Genomic DNA, 12426 nt, shown 5'->3' on the forward strand with positions numbered 1-12426 from the left:
GGGGGGGGGGGGGGGGGGGGGGGGGGGGGGGGGGGGGGGGGGGGGGGGGGGGGGGGGGGGGGGGGGGGGGGGGGGCGACCATCGGCTGGGTGAGCAACTCGCCGGCCCGTATCTCGTCGAACACCCCGCGGATCATTGGGCCTGGGAATCGATCTTCACGGCCAGCATCAAGCAGTCGGTGCTAACCCGATCCAGGGTCGTCACGCCGTGCGGTTGGAAGACGGCGGCACTCGCGGTGGTCGCCACCGCATGAGTGTGCCGTCCTTGACGCCAGGCGAAGTGGCCGCCCAGGGGGATGTCCACGTGGTACGAGCGGAGTTCCCCGAACTGTATGCCCACCTCCGAGCCGAAGGAGAGCCGTCCGAGCGTGAGCGCACCGAAAGCGGCGATGTCGTACCGGGCCATGAACCCGGTGCTGCCGTCGGGCACGTCGATGAAGTTCGTGTATAAGCCTTCGTGGATGACCTGCCGGGCCTCGTCCACATCCGTCGTCCGGAACGACAGCACATCCTGGCCCTGGCCGGGCGAGCTCGGGGGTCAGGCCTACGGCTTCGCCCTACCGATGCTCATCAGAAGAAAGTTTCCCCTTCTTGTTCGAAACATTCGATCCCTTGTCGAGCAGGGTGGGAACTCCCGATGTCGCCACCTACGGGCGCCATAGGGTCCGGGGTGAGACGAAGGTGAGCGCGGGGACGCCGCGCGCTCACCTCCCGCTTCCACGCAACGCCCGTTGGATCGGTGGAGCCGGATGGTCTGCTTGTCGGAGCTTTTCCGGTCCCTGGTGCCGCTCGCAGAGTCCTTGGGGTGAGGGGCCGTTTGTGGACATGTGCGCGACAAGCCTTGACCGTGGGGTCGCACGTTCCTAGCTTGTGGCGTCGAAGGATCCGGGAATTCCTCGAATGTTTCGGCGCTGTCCTGGGTTCCAAGCAGGACAGCTCCTCGGTTCGTCCGCGTCGCCTCGCCCCACCCTCAAGGAGGCTCTCTGATGTGGTTCCGCCGCCCGTCCCCGGTCCGGCCCAGACGCCTGCTCGCCGTTCTTTCACCCCTGCTGCTCGTGGCTGCCTTCCTCGGCGCCCAGCCCGCCGACGCGGCAACCGTGGATCCCGATGCCTCGTACGTGCTGGTCAACCGCAACAGCGGTAAGGCCCTGGATGTCTACAACATGGCGACCACCGATGGAGCCCGCATCACTCAGTGGAGCAGAAACGATCAGAGCCAGCAGCAGTGGCAGTTCGTCGCTTCCGGAGACGGCTACTACCGCATCAAGTCCCGCCATTCCGGCAAGGTGCTGGACCTCTACAACTGGTCCACCGCGAACGGTGGTTCGATCGTCCAGTGGGCCGACCTGAACAGCACCAACCAGCAGTGGCGACTGGCCGACAGTTCGGACGGCTATGTGAGGCTCATCTCGCGTCACAGCAACAAGGCTCTCGAAGTACAAGGCGCCTCCACTGCCGACAACGCGAACATCGTCCAGTACGACGACTGGGGCGGCACCAACCAGCAGTGGCAACTCGTCCAAGTCGGCGCCGACACCCCCGGCCAGTGCGACCTTCCGTCGACGTACCGCTGGACATCCACGGCCGCGTTGGCGCAGCCCAAGTCCGGGTGGGTCTCGCTGAAGGACTTCACCGTCGCCCCCTACAACGGGCGGCAACTCGTCTATGCCACGACGCACGACACGGGCACGAGCTGGGGCTCGATGAACTTCGGCCTGTTCACCAATTGGTCGGAGATGGGCTCGGCCGGCCAGAACGCGATGTCGACTCCCACCGTGGCGCCCACGCTCTTCTACTTCGCGCCGAAGAACGTGTGGGTGCTCGCCTACCAGTGGGGCGGGACCGCCTTCTCCTACCGGACGTCGAGCGACCCCACCAACCCGAATGGCTGGTCATCCGCGCAGGTGCTCTTCTCGGGAAGCATCTCCGACTCCGGAACCGGCCCCATCGACCAGGCGCTCATCGGTGACGGGACGAACATGTACCTGTTCTTCGCCGGCGACAACGGCAAGATCTACCGGGCCGGTATGCCGATCGGAAACTTCCCCGGCAGCTTCGGTACGACCTCCACAGTGGTCATGAGCGATACGACGAACAACCTGTTCGAAGCCCCCCAGGTCTACAAACTGCAGGGCCAGAACCGCTACCTCATGATCGTCGAGGCGATCGGCGCGCAGGGCCGCTACTTCCGCTCCTTCACGGCCACCAGCCTGAACGGCTCATGGACACCCCAAGCCGCGACGGAGAGCAACCCGTTCGCCGGCAAGGCCAACAGCGGCGCCACCTGGACCAACGACATCAGCCACGGCGAGCTGATCCGTACCAGTTCCGATCAGACCATGACCGTCGATGCCTGCAATCTGCAGTTGCTCTACCAGGGCCGCAGCCCCAACTCCGGTGGCGACTACGGCCTCCTGCCCTACCGTCCTGGTCTGCTGACACTGCAGCGCTGACGGCATGGCACGGGTCCGGCTGCGGTACGGAGCCGGCGGGGCGGGCTCGGCGGAAGATCGAGCCCGCCCGAGCCCGTCCGAACCCCTCCGAACCCGTGAGAGCCCGCCCGAGCCAGGCGAGACATCAGCGCTCATCGCGGTTGCCGTGGTTGACGGCCACTAGGCTGACTGGCTGACAAGCAGCGGCCCAGGGTGCATGACGCGCTCGTGCATCGTGCATCGACTACGTCAGGCAGCCGGGCACTTCTCATGCCACCTTGATGACAACCTTGCCCGACGTGTGACCGTTCTCGACGGTGGCGAGGGCAGCCGGGGCGTCGGAGAGCGGATGGACCGCGGTGATCACGGGTGCGAGGAGTCCTTCGAGGGCCAGCCGGGCCGACCGCTCCAGATTCTCGCGGTCGAGGCGGCGCTCGACGAAACGCCCACCGAGATCGGGCACAGACATGTCACCCACAGCGATGACGTTGCGGGGATCCTGGGCCAGCGGAGCGACCTTCCGCAGCGAGGTGCCTCCGGCCAGGTCCACGATCCCGTCGAAGCCGTCCGGAACCAGCTCGCGTGCCGCGCCGGCGACGTCCTCGGCGGTGTAGTCGATGAACCGCACCCCGATGGCCTCGGCGTGCTCGCGTTTGGCGGTGCTCCCGGTGCCGATCACACGCAGCTCGCGCCCGATGGCCAGCCGGGCGACGGCGAGGCCGACCCCGCCCCCGACTCCGTTCACCAGGATCGTGGCGCCGGCCGGGAGGCTGAGCTGGTCGAGCACGTCCACCGCGGTCGTCCCGGCCACTGGCAGTGTTGCCGCCACGGTCGCGGACAGACCCTCCGGGATGCGCGCGGTGTTCGGCGCGGACAGCACCGTCGTCTCGGCGTAGGTGCCGCCACCGGTGAGTGCGAAGCCGAAGACCGCGTCACCCACTTCGAGGCCGTTGACGTCCTCGCCCCGGGCGAGGACGGTTCCGGCTGCCTCCATGCCCAGCACGCGGGGAAACGGGCGCCCGCCGTCGAGCCCGTCGACCAGACCCGAGCGCAGAATGTGGTCGAGGGGATTCACACCGGCGACGTCGACCTGGATCAGCACCTCGCTGCGACCGGGGACGGGATCGGGACGGTCGAAGAACTCCTGCACCTCGGGCCCGCCGTACCTGCCGAAACCCCATGCCTGCCCCATCTTCCGCCGCCTCTCGTAGGATCGACCCGGTGATGCCGGGCGTCGTCGCCATCCTCGCCTCTGACATTGATGTGAGGGGCAACCGGCTGAGATGCACATCACAGCGCTGACCGGACAGCGCCATTGGTACCGGGACTGTGTACAGCTCCGCCTTCGTGGGACATACCGTCATAGGAGCGTCCCCGGCCGGAGTGAAGGTGTCGGCAGGTGTCGGTAGCTGTCGCTAGGTGTCGAAGTCTCCGTTCGTTATCCGTGCGCGGGATCGGAGGACGGCGTCGACGCCGTCGCGTTCCCAGCGGACGCCGCTGATGTAGAGGCGGTCAGCGCTCAGCGGGCTCCCACCACACCAGATGGGCGGCCGCCTGAGCCACCGGCTCGATGATCTCCCAGGCCTCGGCGATCAGCCCGTCGTCGATCCGCCAGACGTCAACGACCGCGATCTCCGGCCCGGCATCGGGAAGCTGCCGCCGCGAATGCATCACGACGCGATCCCCTCCGCCAGCAGGTGGTGGACCTCGACCTGCATATCGGCGAGATGCGGGAGTGCCGCGTGTACGGGAGCGGCGGCATCGCCGACGACTCAGCCAACTCGATCTGGCGATCGCGGCCGACGTCTCGGCTCGTCACGTGAGTCTGGTCGAGACGGGCAAGTCCAACCCGAGCGCCGACATGGTCCTCCGGCTCGCGGACCAGCTCGATGTGCCGTTGCGTGACCGCAACCAGCTGTTGCTCGCGGCCGGCTTCGCGCCCCGGTACACCGAGCGCCCACTCGACGACGCCGCGCTGTCGGCGGCCCGGGACGCGGTCGACAGGGTGCTCCGCGCGCGTGAGCCGTACCCGGCGTTGGCCTTCGACCGCCGGTGGAACATCCTGATGACCAATCGCGCGGTCGAGCCGTTCTTCGCGGACGTCGACCCCGACCTGCTACAGCCGCCGGTCAACCTGGTGCGGCTGGGCCTGGACCCGAGCGGATTCGCCCCTCTGGTCGTCAACCTGGCCGATGTACGCGCGGTGTTCCGCTCCCGCATCACGCGTCAGCTCGCCATGGCTCCCGACGCCGAACTCACCGCGCTCTATGAGGAACTGCTGGAGCCCCACTCCGAGAACGCGTCGGGCCGGTCTGTCCAATCCGATGTGGTGATCCCGATGATCCTTCGTCTCCACGGACGACAGGTGCGGCTGTTCTCGACCATCACCACGTTCGGTACTCCCATATACATCACTCTGGACGAGGTCGCGATCGAGTCGTACTACCCCGCGGACGCGGAGAGCGCCGCGTACTTCGAGGAGCCCGACGGAATAGCGTCCTCGCCTGGCATGCGTCAGCACCGCACTACAGCACACCCGTGATGGACCGTCACAGATCATCGGTTCTGGCACAAGTGCAGGCCGTGGGGCGCCCCGCTGGCTCCCAGCCCCCCGAGCCGTGATCGACTGCCGTGATCAACTGCCGAGGCCGGCTCAAGTCGCCCCGCCGGCTACGCGGCTCCAGCCCTCCGCTCTCCAGGCACGCCCGGCGAGGCAACTCGTGCTGTCTCGCTTCGCCGGGAGGGCACCTCGCGCGAGGTCCCGAGCAGGGGGAGTCCTCGGATCCCTCGCGCTTTCCGGCCGCCGCCGCACGCGCGCTGCGGCGGCCGGATGCCAGCAGCGTCCCACCACAATGTGACCTGCCCGCCCATCAGCGTGCAGCATTTCCTGATGGGCTTTCACCGTCCGCTGCAGGAAGCTCGTGCGGTAGTCGTGCGCCGTGCCGCCGTCCGCGGTGGCAGGAACGAGTGCAATGCGTGCGGTTCATGCTCGGATTGAGCCGGAGGTCGGCCCGCTCCGCAAGGAGCGCGTGACGGTGCGTGTCCCGGGTAGACCACATGGACCGGACGCCCGCTGTCCGCCGCACTTACGACGCCTACGTGGAGCATCTGCGTGTCTGCCGCGCGTGCCCGCGAGGTGCAGGGTTGTGTGCTGGGGGGGGCGCAGTTCATCCGCCGCTACCTGTGTCAGCGGCCAGTTCGGGATCCCGCGTACGGCCAGTTGTGATGTCACTCTTGGTCACGGCCCCGGGTTCGACGTCTGACCCGACCGGTCACATGCGGATGGATGCGACCGGTCGTCTGGCCACGTCAGTGCCAGGCGCAGGCGATCAACTGTCCGCGGGGTGGGCGTCGGCAAGGGCCTCGCCGAGGAGCCGTCCGGCGAGTTCCACGCAACGCATCCGGGCAGGGGAGAAGTTGTAGGGCATCTTGGTAATCGCTGCAGCGGCGGTCATCCCTGTGCCTTCCTCCTCTTTCAGGTCGGCGTCGTAGATATCGAAGATCTTCTCCTCGGCCGCGTCGAGGCCAGCTGCCTCGATGGCCTGATTGAGGGCCATTTGGTGAGCGCATCGCTGTACTGCGAGATCTTCGACGCGCGGGTCGTCGGGTTCGACGCCGTCGTCGAGAGCGACCTCGGCCGCCTCAAGACGGTCCTCCTCGGCCCGCAGGTCGGAGTGCGTGGCCAGCACGATGAACGTGCTGGCCTGGATGGCGGCACCCAGCCGCCCGAAGATCCGCTCCGTGATCAGCAGGGCGTCCAGATCGGAGGGGCGCAACGCTCCCGGGGGCAGGTGGCTGAGCCGGTCCGTGACCAGTTCGGAGAGCAGCCCCAGCGGGCTGCCCACGGCCTGCAGACGCTGGACAGCCACGCGCCGACGTTTGATGGCGGCCTCCTGCGCCGCCAAGGTTTCCTCCAACCTGCTCAGGACCGACTCGATATCCGGGCCTTGGTCCAGGGCTTCGTCTCCAGCCTCGTCCCGGGCTTCACCGAAGGCGGCCCGCATGTCGTCCAGGCTGATGCCAGCATCAGCCATTTTGCGGATCCACAGCAGGCGGGTGATGTCGTCATAGCCGTAGCGGCGGCGGCCGTCCCCACCGCGCTCGGGTTCCGGCAGCAGACCGATTTCGTGGTAATGCCGGATGGCGCGTGGGGTGATCCCGGCGAACGCAGCGGCATCACCGATCTTGACCTGCCGGGGAGGCGTGAAGGAGGGGTACATGGCAGACAGAGCCTTTCGTGTGATGCCCCGACCCCACCACATGCCGCTACGGCATGTGCAACAACCCCATCCAGGTGTTCCAGAACCCAGGTCCTGGCTGTGCTGGCAGCGATCAAGAACGACAAACCATCCGGGAACGCAGAGTGACCACCGGCGGTCGGATCGCTCCCCGCCAAGTGGCCACCGCTGGGGATGTCCCAGTGACCGCCGACATACCTGGAAGCGTTGAACAGCCACTCTTGCCTTCGCGGGGATACGGGACGGTAAAGGGGGCTGCGCGAGCCTCCCGGGTACACACCCGGGGGGGGACTCTCCGGGACTGTTCTTCGAACCCCGAGAGCACCAGGTCACCACTTCACCGCGGAGCATGGCCGCCCGGTCCGGGTGTTCGAGCGGAGGGACCGGTGTTTCCAGGCTGCGGAGAACTAACCCGCCGAAGCCACCCAGAGCCTCCTCAAGGACAAGGACATCACCCTCGACGTCCAGCCGGACGTCTCCTGCGGCGGCGCGCTCGTCGAAACTCCGGGGTAGGAACAGCAGCTGCCCTTCGGCGCTGGGACGGTCCCGGCGCAGCAGGACGCGCTCAGGGACGACACCCAGCTGGTGGTGGCTGGCAACATGCTGGGCTTCACCGGCGTCCTCAATCAGTGCTCCGACCAACTCCGCAACCGCCCTCCGCTGCTGCCCGAAGGGCCGGTGGCCCCGGACCAACCGGTCGGCGAGTGCCGGGACTTCCTTGGATCAGAAGACGGAAAGGCATGGCTGGAATCCATGCTCGATCAGGTCGAAGGGGACCTGGAGCAGATGCTCACGCGCATGAGCTACTTCGCCCCGGACGTCGAGCGCGTCCTGGCCGGCTACCCCCGGCTCGTGCCCAAGAACACGACCAAGTGCCTGGCCGCGGCCCACAGCCGGGCGGAACTGCCGTTCGCCGACATCCCCCAAGAGGCGCTGCCCCTCCTGGACCAGGTGCAGAAGCGGCTGGACGACCGCATGAAGCAGGCCGCCGCGGACAACGACGCCGACTTCGTGGACCTCTACGCCGCCAAAGACGCCGCCCACGCCCTGCGTCACTTCATCCGTCACCCACCCTCAAGCCCGCGCCGCCCCCGAGGTGCTGGCCGCGAAGTTCGAGAAGTACCGCGTCTTCTTCCGTGTCCGGACCAAGACGACCTCGACCGTCGAACTGCCGCTGCGGCGCAGCCGGACGTGCGGGCCGATCGTGCCGCTGATCAGACGGCGGGACTCGGTCAGGTACTAACGGGCCACCGTGATCTCGGATTTCCGCAGTTCTACTGGTGAGGAGGCAGTGTTTTGAACCTGCTCTATGCAGCGCGACGACGGACGCGGCCGGCTGGCGTTCTGCCCCCGTGTGGGGGGGGGCGTTGGTGGTTGCGTGTGAGCGTTTCAGTGTGGCGCGGGTGGGGCGAGGGTCAGAACATGGTGTTGGTGTTCTTGGAGGTGGGTGGGATCACCTGGAGGACGTCCCAGTGTTCGACGATCCTGCCGTGTGCATCGAAGCGGAAGATGTCGATGCCGGCGTACTCCTCGGCGGGCCAGGTCTGGTGGCAGTGCAGGATCACGTGGTCACCTTCGGCGAAGGCGCGCTTGACCTCAACCCGCTTGCCGGGATATTCGACGGCCATGCGCTCGAAGTAGTCGATGAACGCCTGCTTGCCGTCGCCGACATGGGCGTTGTGCTGGATGTAGATGTCGCCCGCGTACAGACTGATGGCCTCGGCGGGGCGGCACTGGTTGAACATCAGGTCGTAGAAGGCCTGAGCCGTGTTCTTGTTCTTCTCCGGGTCGCTCATGATGCCGCCGTAGGGTCGGGTGCCGGGTGCGGCACGGTGAGTCGGTCGAGCAATTGGTCGGCCTCGGCCGGGACGGACAGGGTCCTGCCGGTGAGGTCGGCGGGGGTCTCGGGGTGGGTGGGGTTGATGCGGATGAGGCCTGCGTGTGGGATCCGGCGGGTGAGGTTTTCGCCCGGCCATCGGATGACGCCAGGGGTGTTGAATCCGGCGCCGAACTCAAGAATGAGCAGGCGGGCGTCGGCTGCGGTCACCAGCCAGTCCTGGAGGCGGCGGCTCGACGGGAGGTAGGGGTCGTCGACGAACTCGGGGCCGATGCGGACGTTGATCTCGACCTCGCCGTCACAGTTCGGGCAGCTGGGCAGGGGACCGGTGACGGCGCCGGTGGCAGGGTCGTAAGCGGCGAGGAGCTGCGCGACGAGGGGGCGGCTGTCGAAGGTGGTCGGGGTGCAGGGGGTCGTGCACTGGTAGCGGCCGTAGTCGCCCTGCGGGGTGAAGATCCGGTCGGGGTCGAAGCCGCCCCGGGCGAAGAGGGCGTCCACGTTGGACGTCATCACCCAGTGGTCCTTGTCGCCGACGAGGGATCTCAGCCGCTGATAGAGGGGGTTGGGTTCCGGGGAGAAGCGGATGTCATCGATGTGGACGGCCCAGTAACCCCACCACAGCTCGGGCGGCAGGGGGACACCGACGAGGTAGCGGGAGCGCAGGCCGAGGCGGTGCAGGGCGGGGAAGAGTTCCCGGAAGCGGTCTTCGTCGCCGTAGTCGTATCCGGCGGCGGCGCTGAGTCCGGCTCCGGCGGTGATCAGGACGCGCTCGGCCTCGTCGAGCCATGTGCGTATCGTTTCGGCGGCGGCTTCCAAGTCGAAGCCGGGCTGGGGCATCGGGGCTGGGTCCCTTCGGTCAGTGCCTGGACGTAGGCGGCGAGATCGTCGTCCGCGTACACGTTGAAGATCACGCGGTCGAGCCGCTCGGGGTGCAGGTCGAGCCATTCGGCCACGGTGTCCAGGGCGATGCGGGCGGCGGGCGTCTTTGGGTAGCCGAAGACGCCGGTGCTGATGCCGCAGAACGCGACGCCGCGTATGTTGCCCACTTCGGCGGCGAGGTCGAGGCAGGCACGGTAGGAGGCCGCCAGCGCCTGCTGGTGCTGCGGGAGCACGGGGCCGTCGACGATCGGTCCGACGGTGTGCAGGACGTAGCGGGCGGGCAGGTGGTAGCCGCGGGTGATCTTGGCGGTGCCGGTCGGCTCCGGATGGCCCTGCAAGGACATGATCGCGTGGCAGTCGTCGCGCAGGCGGGGGCCGGCCGCGGCGTGGAGGGCGTTGTCGATGCACCGGTGCATCGGCCGGAAGCATCCGAGCAGGGCACTGTTGGCGGCGTTCACGACGGCGTCCGCGCCGAGGGTGGTGAGGTCGCCCTGCCACAGCACCGTACGGTCGGCGGCCCGGTACGCGGCGTGGGGGAGCGTGTCGCGGACGGTGGGCAGCGAGGCCGCGTCGGTGGTGTCGCGCGCCAGGCGTTCGCCGGTCAACAGCGCGTCCAGGACGCGGGCGGCCCGAGTGGGCAGCGGGGCCGGTTGCCGGACCGTCAGCACGGCGCGCAGGAGGCGCCGGGCGGCGGCGTCGTCGAGCCGGTCCGCTGCGCCGGGACGCAGCCCGGCCCTCATTGCCGTCGGGTCGTCGCCCAACAGGCCGAGTGCCTCGCGGACCAGATCGGCGGCCCGGTCGTCTGTGTCGTGGCCGGCGTCGGGCCGGAACGGTTCGTCCAAGGCGATGGCGGCGCGGTAGACGGGCAGCGGCAGGGGCAGGTTCAGCGGCAGCGGGGGTGGGGTCGGGGTCGGGGTCGGGTGCACGGTGGCCCTCCGGGCAGTGGGTACGTGACGGGACGAGTGGCTACGTGACGGGTCGAGTAGGTACGTGAAGGGTCGAAGGTGAGACAGATATGCCGAACGGCACGCCGCCATGCCCGCACCCGCAACCCGCAGGCCGGCGGGGGGTACGGCGGCGGCAGGTGAGGGCCCCTCAAGTGGGTCCGAGGGTTCCGGTGTGCGGTTCGGCGACGCGGCCGTCGCCCGTCTCGTAGGCCCAGAAGGCGTGCACAGTACGGGCGTTGGGGTTCATGAGGTGGGTGACCGTCATGCCGGGCTTCTCGGCCCGGTCGAGCATGATCGGGCCGGGGGCCACCTCGGCGGTGTGGAGGGTGACGCTCTCCTCGGAGCCTTGGGCCGGGCCGTCGAGGTTCTCGTAGCGGAGAGTGGTGCCGTCGGCCGCGTACGTGCTGCGGGAATAGACCCCGTTGTCGACGTGGAAGACGAAGGTCTTCCCGGCGTAGGTGAGCTCACTCATCGCGTTCTATTTCTGCTGGCGGTGCGCGGTTTTCAGAACAGGTCGTTGCCGTGGGGCAGCTCGGCCGGGATGGGGGAGATGACGTCCCAGTGCTCGGCGATCTTGCCGTCGTGGACGCGGAAGAGGTCGTAGTACGCGACGGGGACGCCGAACTCGCCTTCGGACTGGAGCAGAACGCACTCGCCCTCGGCGATGACCTTGTGGACGGTCTTGTAGACGAGGTTCTTGCCCTGCTCGGCCCACTTCGCGGCGGCGGCGCCGAAACCGTCGAGGCCGTCGGCGGCCTCCGGGTTGTGCTGCTTGTACGTCTCGGTGGAGATGTAGTCGGTGAGCACCGAGTAGTCGGCGCCGACCAGGACCTTCTGCGCGAACTCGGCGACCAGGGCCCGGTTGGCCTCGGTCTGTTCGGGCGCGGTGACCTCGGTGGGGCCATCGGTCTGCGAGCGCCCGGAAGCGGTGTCGGTGACCATCGGGGTCAGCGCGTCCCAGTGCTCCGCGAGCTTGCCGTCGGCGTCGACGCGGAAGATGTCGAAGGCGACCAGCGGGTCGGGCCCGAAGCCGTGATACGTGCCGTGCAGGGCGACCAGGTCGCCGTCGGCGATCACCCGGGCGCCTTCGTAGCGGAAACCTTCCGGCAGGCCTGCGACCAGCCGGCGCAGGGCCTCGGGGCCGTCGGCGGCCAGGGCGCTGTGCTGGGTGTAGTCGGCGGCGACCCAGCGGTCCACCGCGCTCGGGTCCTTCTGGCCGAACAGCTCGTCGGCCGCGGTCAGGACGGTGTTCTTGGCGTGGCTCATGAGGCTCATGACGGTTCTCCTCGCAAGGCGGTTCATTGGGCGGGGACTTGGGGGGTGGACGTGGTCAGCCGCTGGTCGAGTGCGGAGGCCGGGGAGGCGGCGGTAGGGGCTGCGCCACCCATCTGGTCGGCAGGGTGCGCCGTGTCCAGCAGCAGCGTCGGGTAGCGGAGGACGCGCAGGCGACGCAGCGTACGGAAGTGGGGCGGGCCCGCACCCGGCCGGCCGGGCACGTGTATGCCGCGGTCACGGCGTCCGCGTTCAGGCCGAGCTCGCCGGCTACACCCCGGTAGACCTGTACGTCGGACAGACAGGCTGCGATCGTCGACGAACCAGGCCCGCTGCATGACCTCGGCCGCGTCCAGTTCGCTGATCCCGGGCTGCTCGCGCAGCGCGGGCAGCCCCGCCGCCGCGTCGGTGGAGTCGAGCACGGTCGTCCCCCGCGACACGGCACGGTCGTAGCCCATGCCGCAGGCGACTCCGGTCAGCCGTGTGATGGTGCGGCGTTCGGCCAGCTGGTGAGGATAGGCCGCCACCGGTAGCGCCCGAGCACCGGTGTAGAGGCCGGCCGACACGACGCTGAGCCGGATGCGGTGAGCGATGTCCTCGGCGAAGGTCCGCAAAATGGGGCCGAAGCCGAAGCCGAAGCCGAAGCCGAAGCCGCAGCCGAAGCCGACGCCGCAGCGCCAGGCACAGTACGCGTCGAAGGCGTACGTCAGGCAGGCCCGCTCCGCCCGATGCATCACACCCCTCCTCTCTCTCGCTCTCTTACTGCTTTCCGACATCGACGTACGCCGGATGAGCTGACACCTCCACGCTAGAGCCGCTGAA

The 12426-nt window shown here is 68.4% G+C and carries 13 protein-coding genes; 3 read left to right on the forward strand and 10 right to left on the reverse strand.

The features are described from left to right. Nucleotides 1-132: 132 nt before the first annotated feature. Complete coding sequence (locus tag C6Y14_RS43325) at nucleotides 133-507, reverse strand: AraC-like ligand-binding domain-containing protein (RefSeq protein WP_107022437.1); 375 nt, start codon at nucleotides 505-507, stop codon at nucleotides 133-135. 478 nt (nucleotides 508-985) lie between these two features. Here C6Y14_RS43325 and C6Y14_RS43330 point away from each other — a divergent pair, with 478 nt between their 5' ends. Continuing rightward, a complete protein-coding gene (locus C6Y14_RS43330) occupies nucleotides 986-2452 on the forward strand; it encodes a non-reducing end alpha-L-arabinofuranosidase family hydrolase (RefSeq protein ID WP_107022438.1) in 1467 nt (488 codons plus the stop codon). A 247-nt stretch (nucleotides 2453-2699) separates the two neighbouring features. Here C6Y14_RS43330 and C6Y14_RS43335 read toward each other — a convergent pair whose 3' ends face one another. Then, on the reverse strand, nucleotides 2700-3623 hold the full coding sequence (locus C6Y14_RS43335; protein ID WP_107022439.1) for an NADP-dependent oxidoreductase: 924 nt from the start codon (nucleotides 3621-3623) through the stop codon (nucleotides 2700-2702). Nucleotides 3624-3943: 320 nt separating this feature from the next. Next, nucleotides 3944-4105 (reverse strand): hypothetical protein, encoded by a 162-nt coding sequence (locus C6Y14_RS45465; protein WP_225891571.1) that lies wholly within the window; start codon nucleotides 4103-4105, stop codon nucleotides 3944-3946. Nucleotides 4106-4166: 61 nt separating this feature from the next. Between C6Y14_RS45465 and C6Y14_RS43340 the strand changes: the two genes are divergently transcribed. After that, the gene (locus C6Y14_RS43340) at nucleotides 4167-4973 is read left to right on the forward strand and encodes a helix-turn-helix transcriptional regulator (protein WP_225891572.1); all 807 of its coding nucleotides are present in this window, start codon (nucleotides 4167-4169) and stop codon (nucleotides 4971-4973) included. 787 nt (nucleotides 4974-5760) lie between these two features. Here C6Y14_RS43340 and C6Y14_RS43345 read toward each other — a convergent pair. Further along, nucleotides 5761-6651 carry a MerR family transcriptional regulator gene (locus C6Y14_RS43345; protein ID WP_107022441.1) on the reverse strand — a complete coding sequence of 297 codons (891 nt, stop codon included), beginning with the start codon at nucleotides 6649-6651 and terminating at the stop codon, nucleotides 5761-5763. A 618-nt stretch (nucleotides 6652-7269) separates the two neighbouring features. On the opposite strand from C6Y14_RS43345, the gene C6Y14_RS44410 reads away from it, so the two are divergent. After that, nucleotides 7270-7953 (forward strand): SGNH/GDSL hydrolase family protein, encoded by a 684-nt coding sequence (locus tag C6Y14_RS44410; protein ID WP_159074425.1) that lies wholly within the window; start codon nucleotides 7270-7272, stop codon nucleotides 7951-7953. A 131-nt stretch (nucleotides 7954-8084) separates the two neighbouring features. Here the strand turns inward: C6Y14_RS44410 and C6Y14_RS43355 are convergent, their stop codons facing one another. The 6 genes from C6Y14_RS43355 to C6Y14_RS43380 all read right to left on the reverse strand — a co-directional run bounded on the left by C6Y14_RS43355 (nucleotide 8085) and on the right by C6Y14_RS43380 (nucleotide 12338). Beyond that, on the reverse strand, nucleotides 8085-8465 hold the full coding sequence (locus tag C6Y14_RS43355; protein ID WP_107022443.1) for a nuclear transport factor 2 family protein: 381 nt from the start codon (nucleotides 8463-8465) through the stop codon (nucleotides 8085-8087). Beyond that, complete coding sequence (locus C6Y14_RS43360; RefSeq protein ID WP_107022444.1) at nucleotides 8462-9343, reverse strand: SIR2 family NAD-dependent protein deacylase; 882 nt, start codon at nucleotides 9341-9343, stop codon at nucleotides 8462-8464. Before C6Y14_RS43360 ends, C6Y14_RS43355 begins: the two co-directional genes overlap by 4 nt. Further along, entirely contained in the window at nucleotides 9265-10311 is a 1047-nt protein-coding gene (locus C6Y14_RS43365; RefSeq protein WP_225891573.1) for a protein-ADP-ribose hydrolase, read from the reverse strand. The genes C6Y14_RS43360 and C6Y14_RS43365 overlap by 79 nt, the downstream gene beginning before the upstream one ends. 169 nt (nucleotides 10312-10480) lie before the next feature. Then, nucleotides 10481-10804 (reverse strand): MoaF-related domain-containing protein, encoded by a 324-nt coding sequence (locus C6Y14_RS43370; protein ID WP_107022446.1) that lies wholly within the window; start codon nucleotides 10802-10804, stop codon nucleotides 10481-10483. Between the two features lie 32 nt (nucleotides 10805-10836). After that, nucleotides 10837-11598, reverse strand: a complete 762-nt coding sequence (locus tag C6Y14_RS43375) for a nuclear transport factor 2 family protein (RefSeq protein ID WP_107022465.1) — start codon at nucleotides 11596-11598, stop codon at nucleotides 10837-10839. A 32-nt stretch (nucleotides 11599-11630) separates the two neighbouring features. Beyond that, complete coding sequence (locus tag C6Y14_RS43380) at nucleotides 11631-12338, reverse strand: DsbA family protein (RefSeq protein WP_225891575.1); 708 nt, start codon at nucleotides 12336-12338, stop codon at nucleotides 11631-11633. Between the last annotated feature and the right edge of the window lie 88 nt (nucleotides 12339-12426).

This window comes from Streptomyces dioscori (genome assembly GCF_003024195.1).
GTDB lineage: Bacteria > Actinomycetota > Actinomycetes > Streptomycetales > Streptomycetaceae > Streptomyces > Streptomyces dioscori.

Bases quoted from the DNA above. Each gene is read 5' to 3' on its own strand.
- C6Y14_RS43355 (WP_107022443.1), bottom strand. From the start codon at position 8,465: ATGAGCGACCCGGAGAAGAACAAGAACACGGCTCAGGCCTTCTACGAC.
- C6Y14_RS43370 (WP_107022446.1), bottom strand. From the start codon at position 10,804: ATGAGTGAGCTCACCTACGCCGGGAAGACCTTCGTCTTCCACGTCGAC.
- C6Y14_RS43345 (WP_107022441.1), bottom strand. From the start codon at position 6,651: ATGTACCCCTCCTTCACGCCTCCCCGGCAGGTCAAGATCGGTGATGCC.
- C6Y14_RS43360 (WP_107022444.1), bottom strand. From the start codon at position 9,343: ATGCCCCAGCCCGGCTTCGACTTGGAAGCCGCCGCCGAAACGATACGC.
- C6Y14_RS43330 (WP_107022438.1), top strand. From the start codon at position 986: ATGTGGTTCCGCCGCCCGTCCCCGGTCCGGCCCAGACGCCTGCTCGCC.
- C6Y14_RS43335 (WP_107022439.1), bottom strand. From the start codon at position 3,623: ATGGGGCAGGCATGGGGTTTCGGCAGGTACGGCGGGCCCGAGGTGCAG.
- C6Y14_RS43380 (WP_225891575.1), bottom strand. From the start codon at position 12,338: ATGCATCGGGCGGAGCGGGCCTGCCTGACGTACGCCTTCGACGCGTAC.
- C6Y14_RS43375 (WP_107022465.1), bottom strand. From the start codon at position 11,598: ATGAGCCACGCCAAGAACACCGTCCTGACCGCGGCCGACGAGCTGTTC.
- C6Y14_RS44410 (WP_159074425.1), top strand. From the start codon at position 7,270: ATGCTGGGCTTCACCGGCGTCCTCAATCAGTGCTCCGACCAACTCCGC.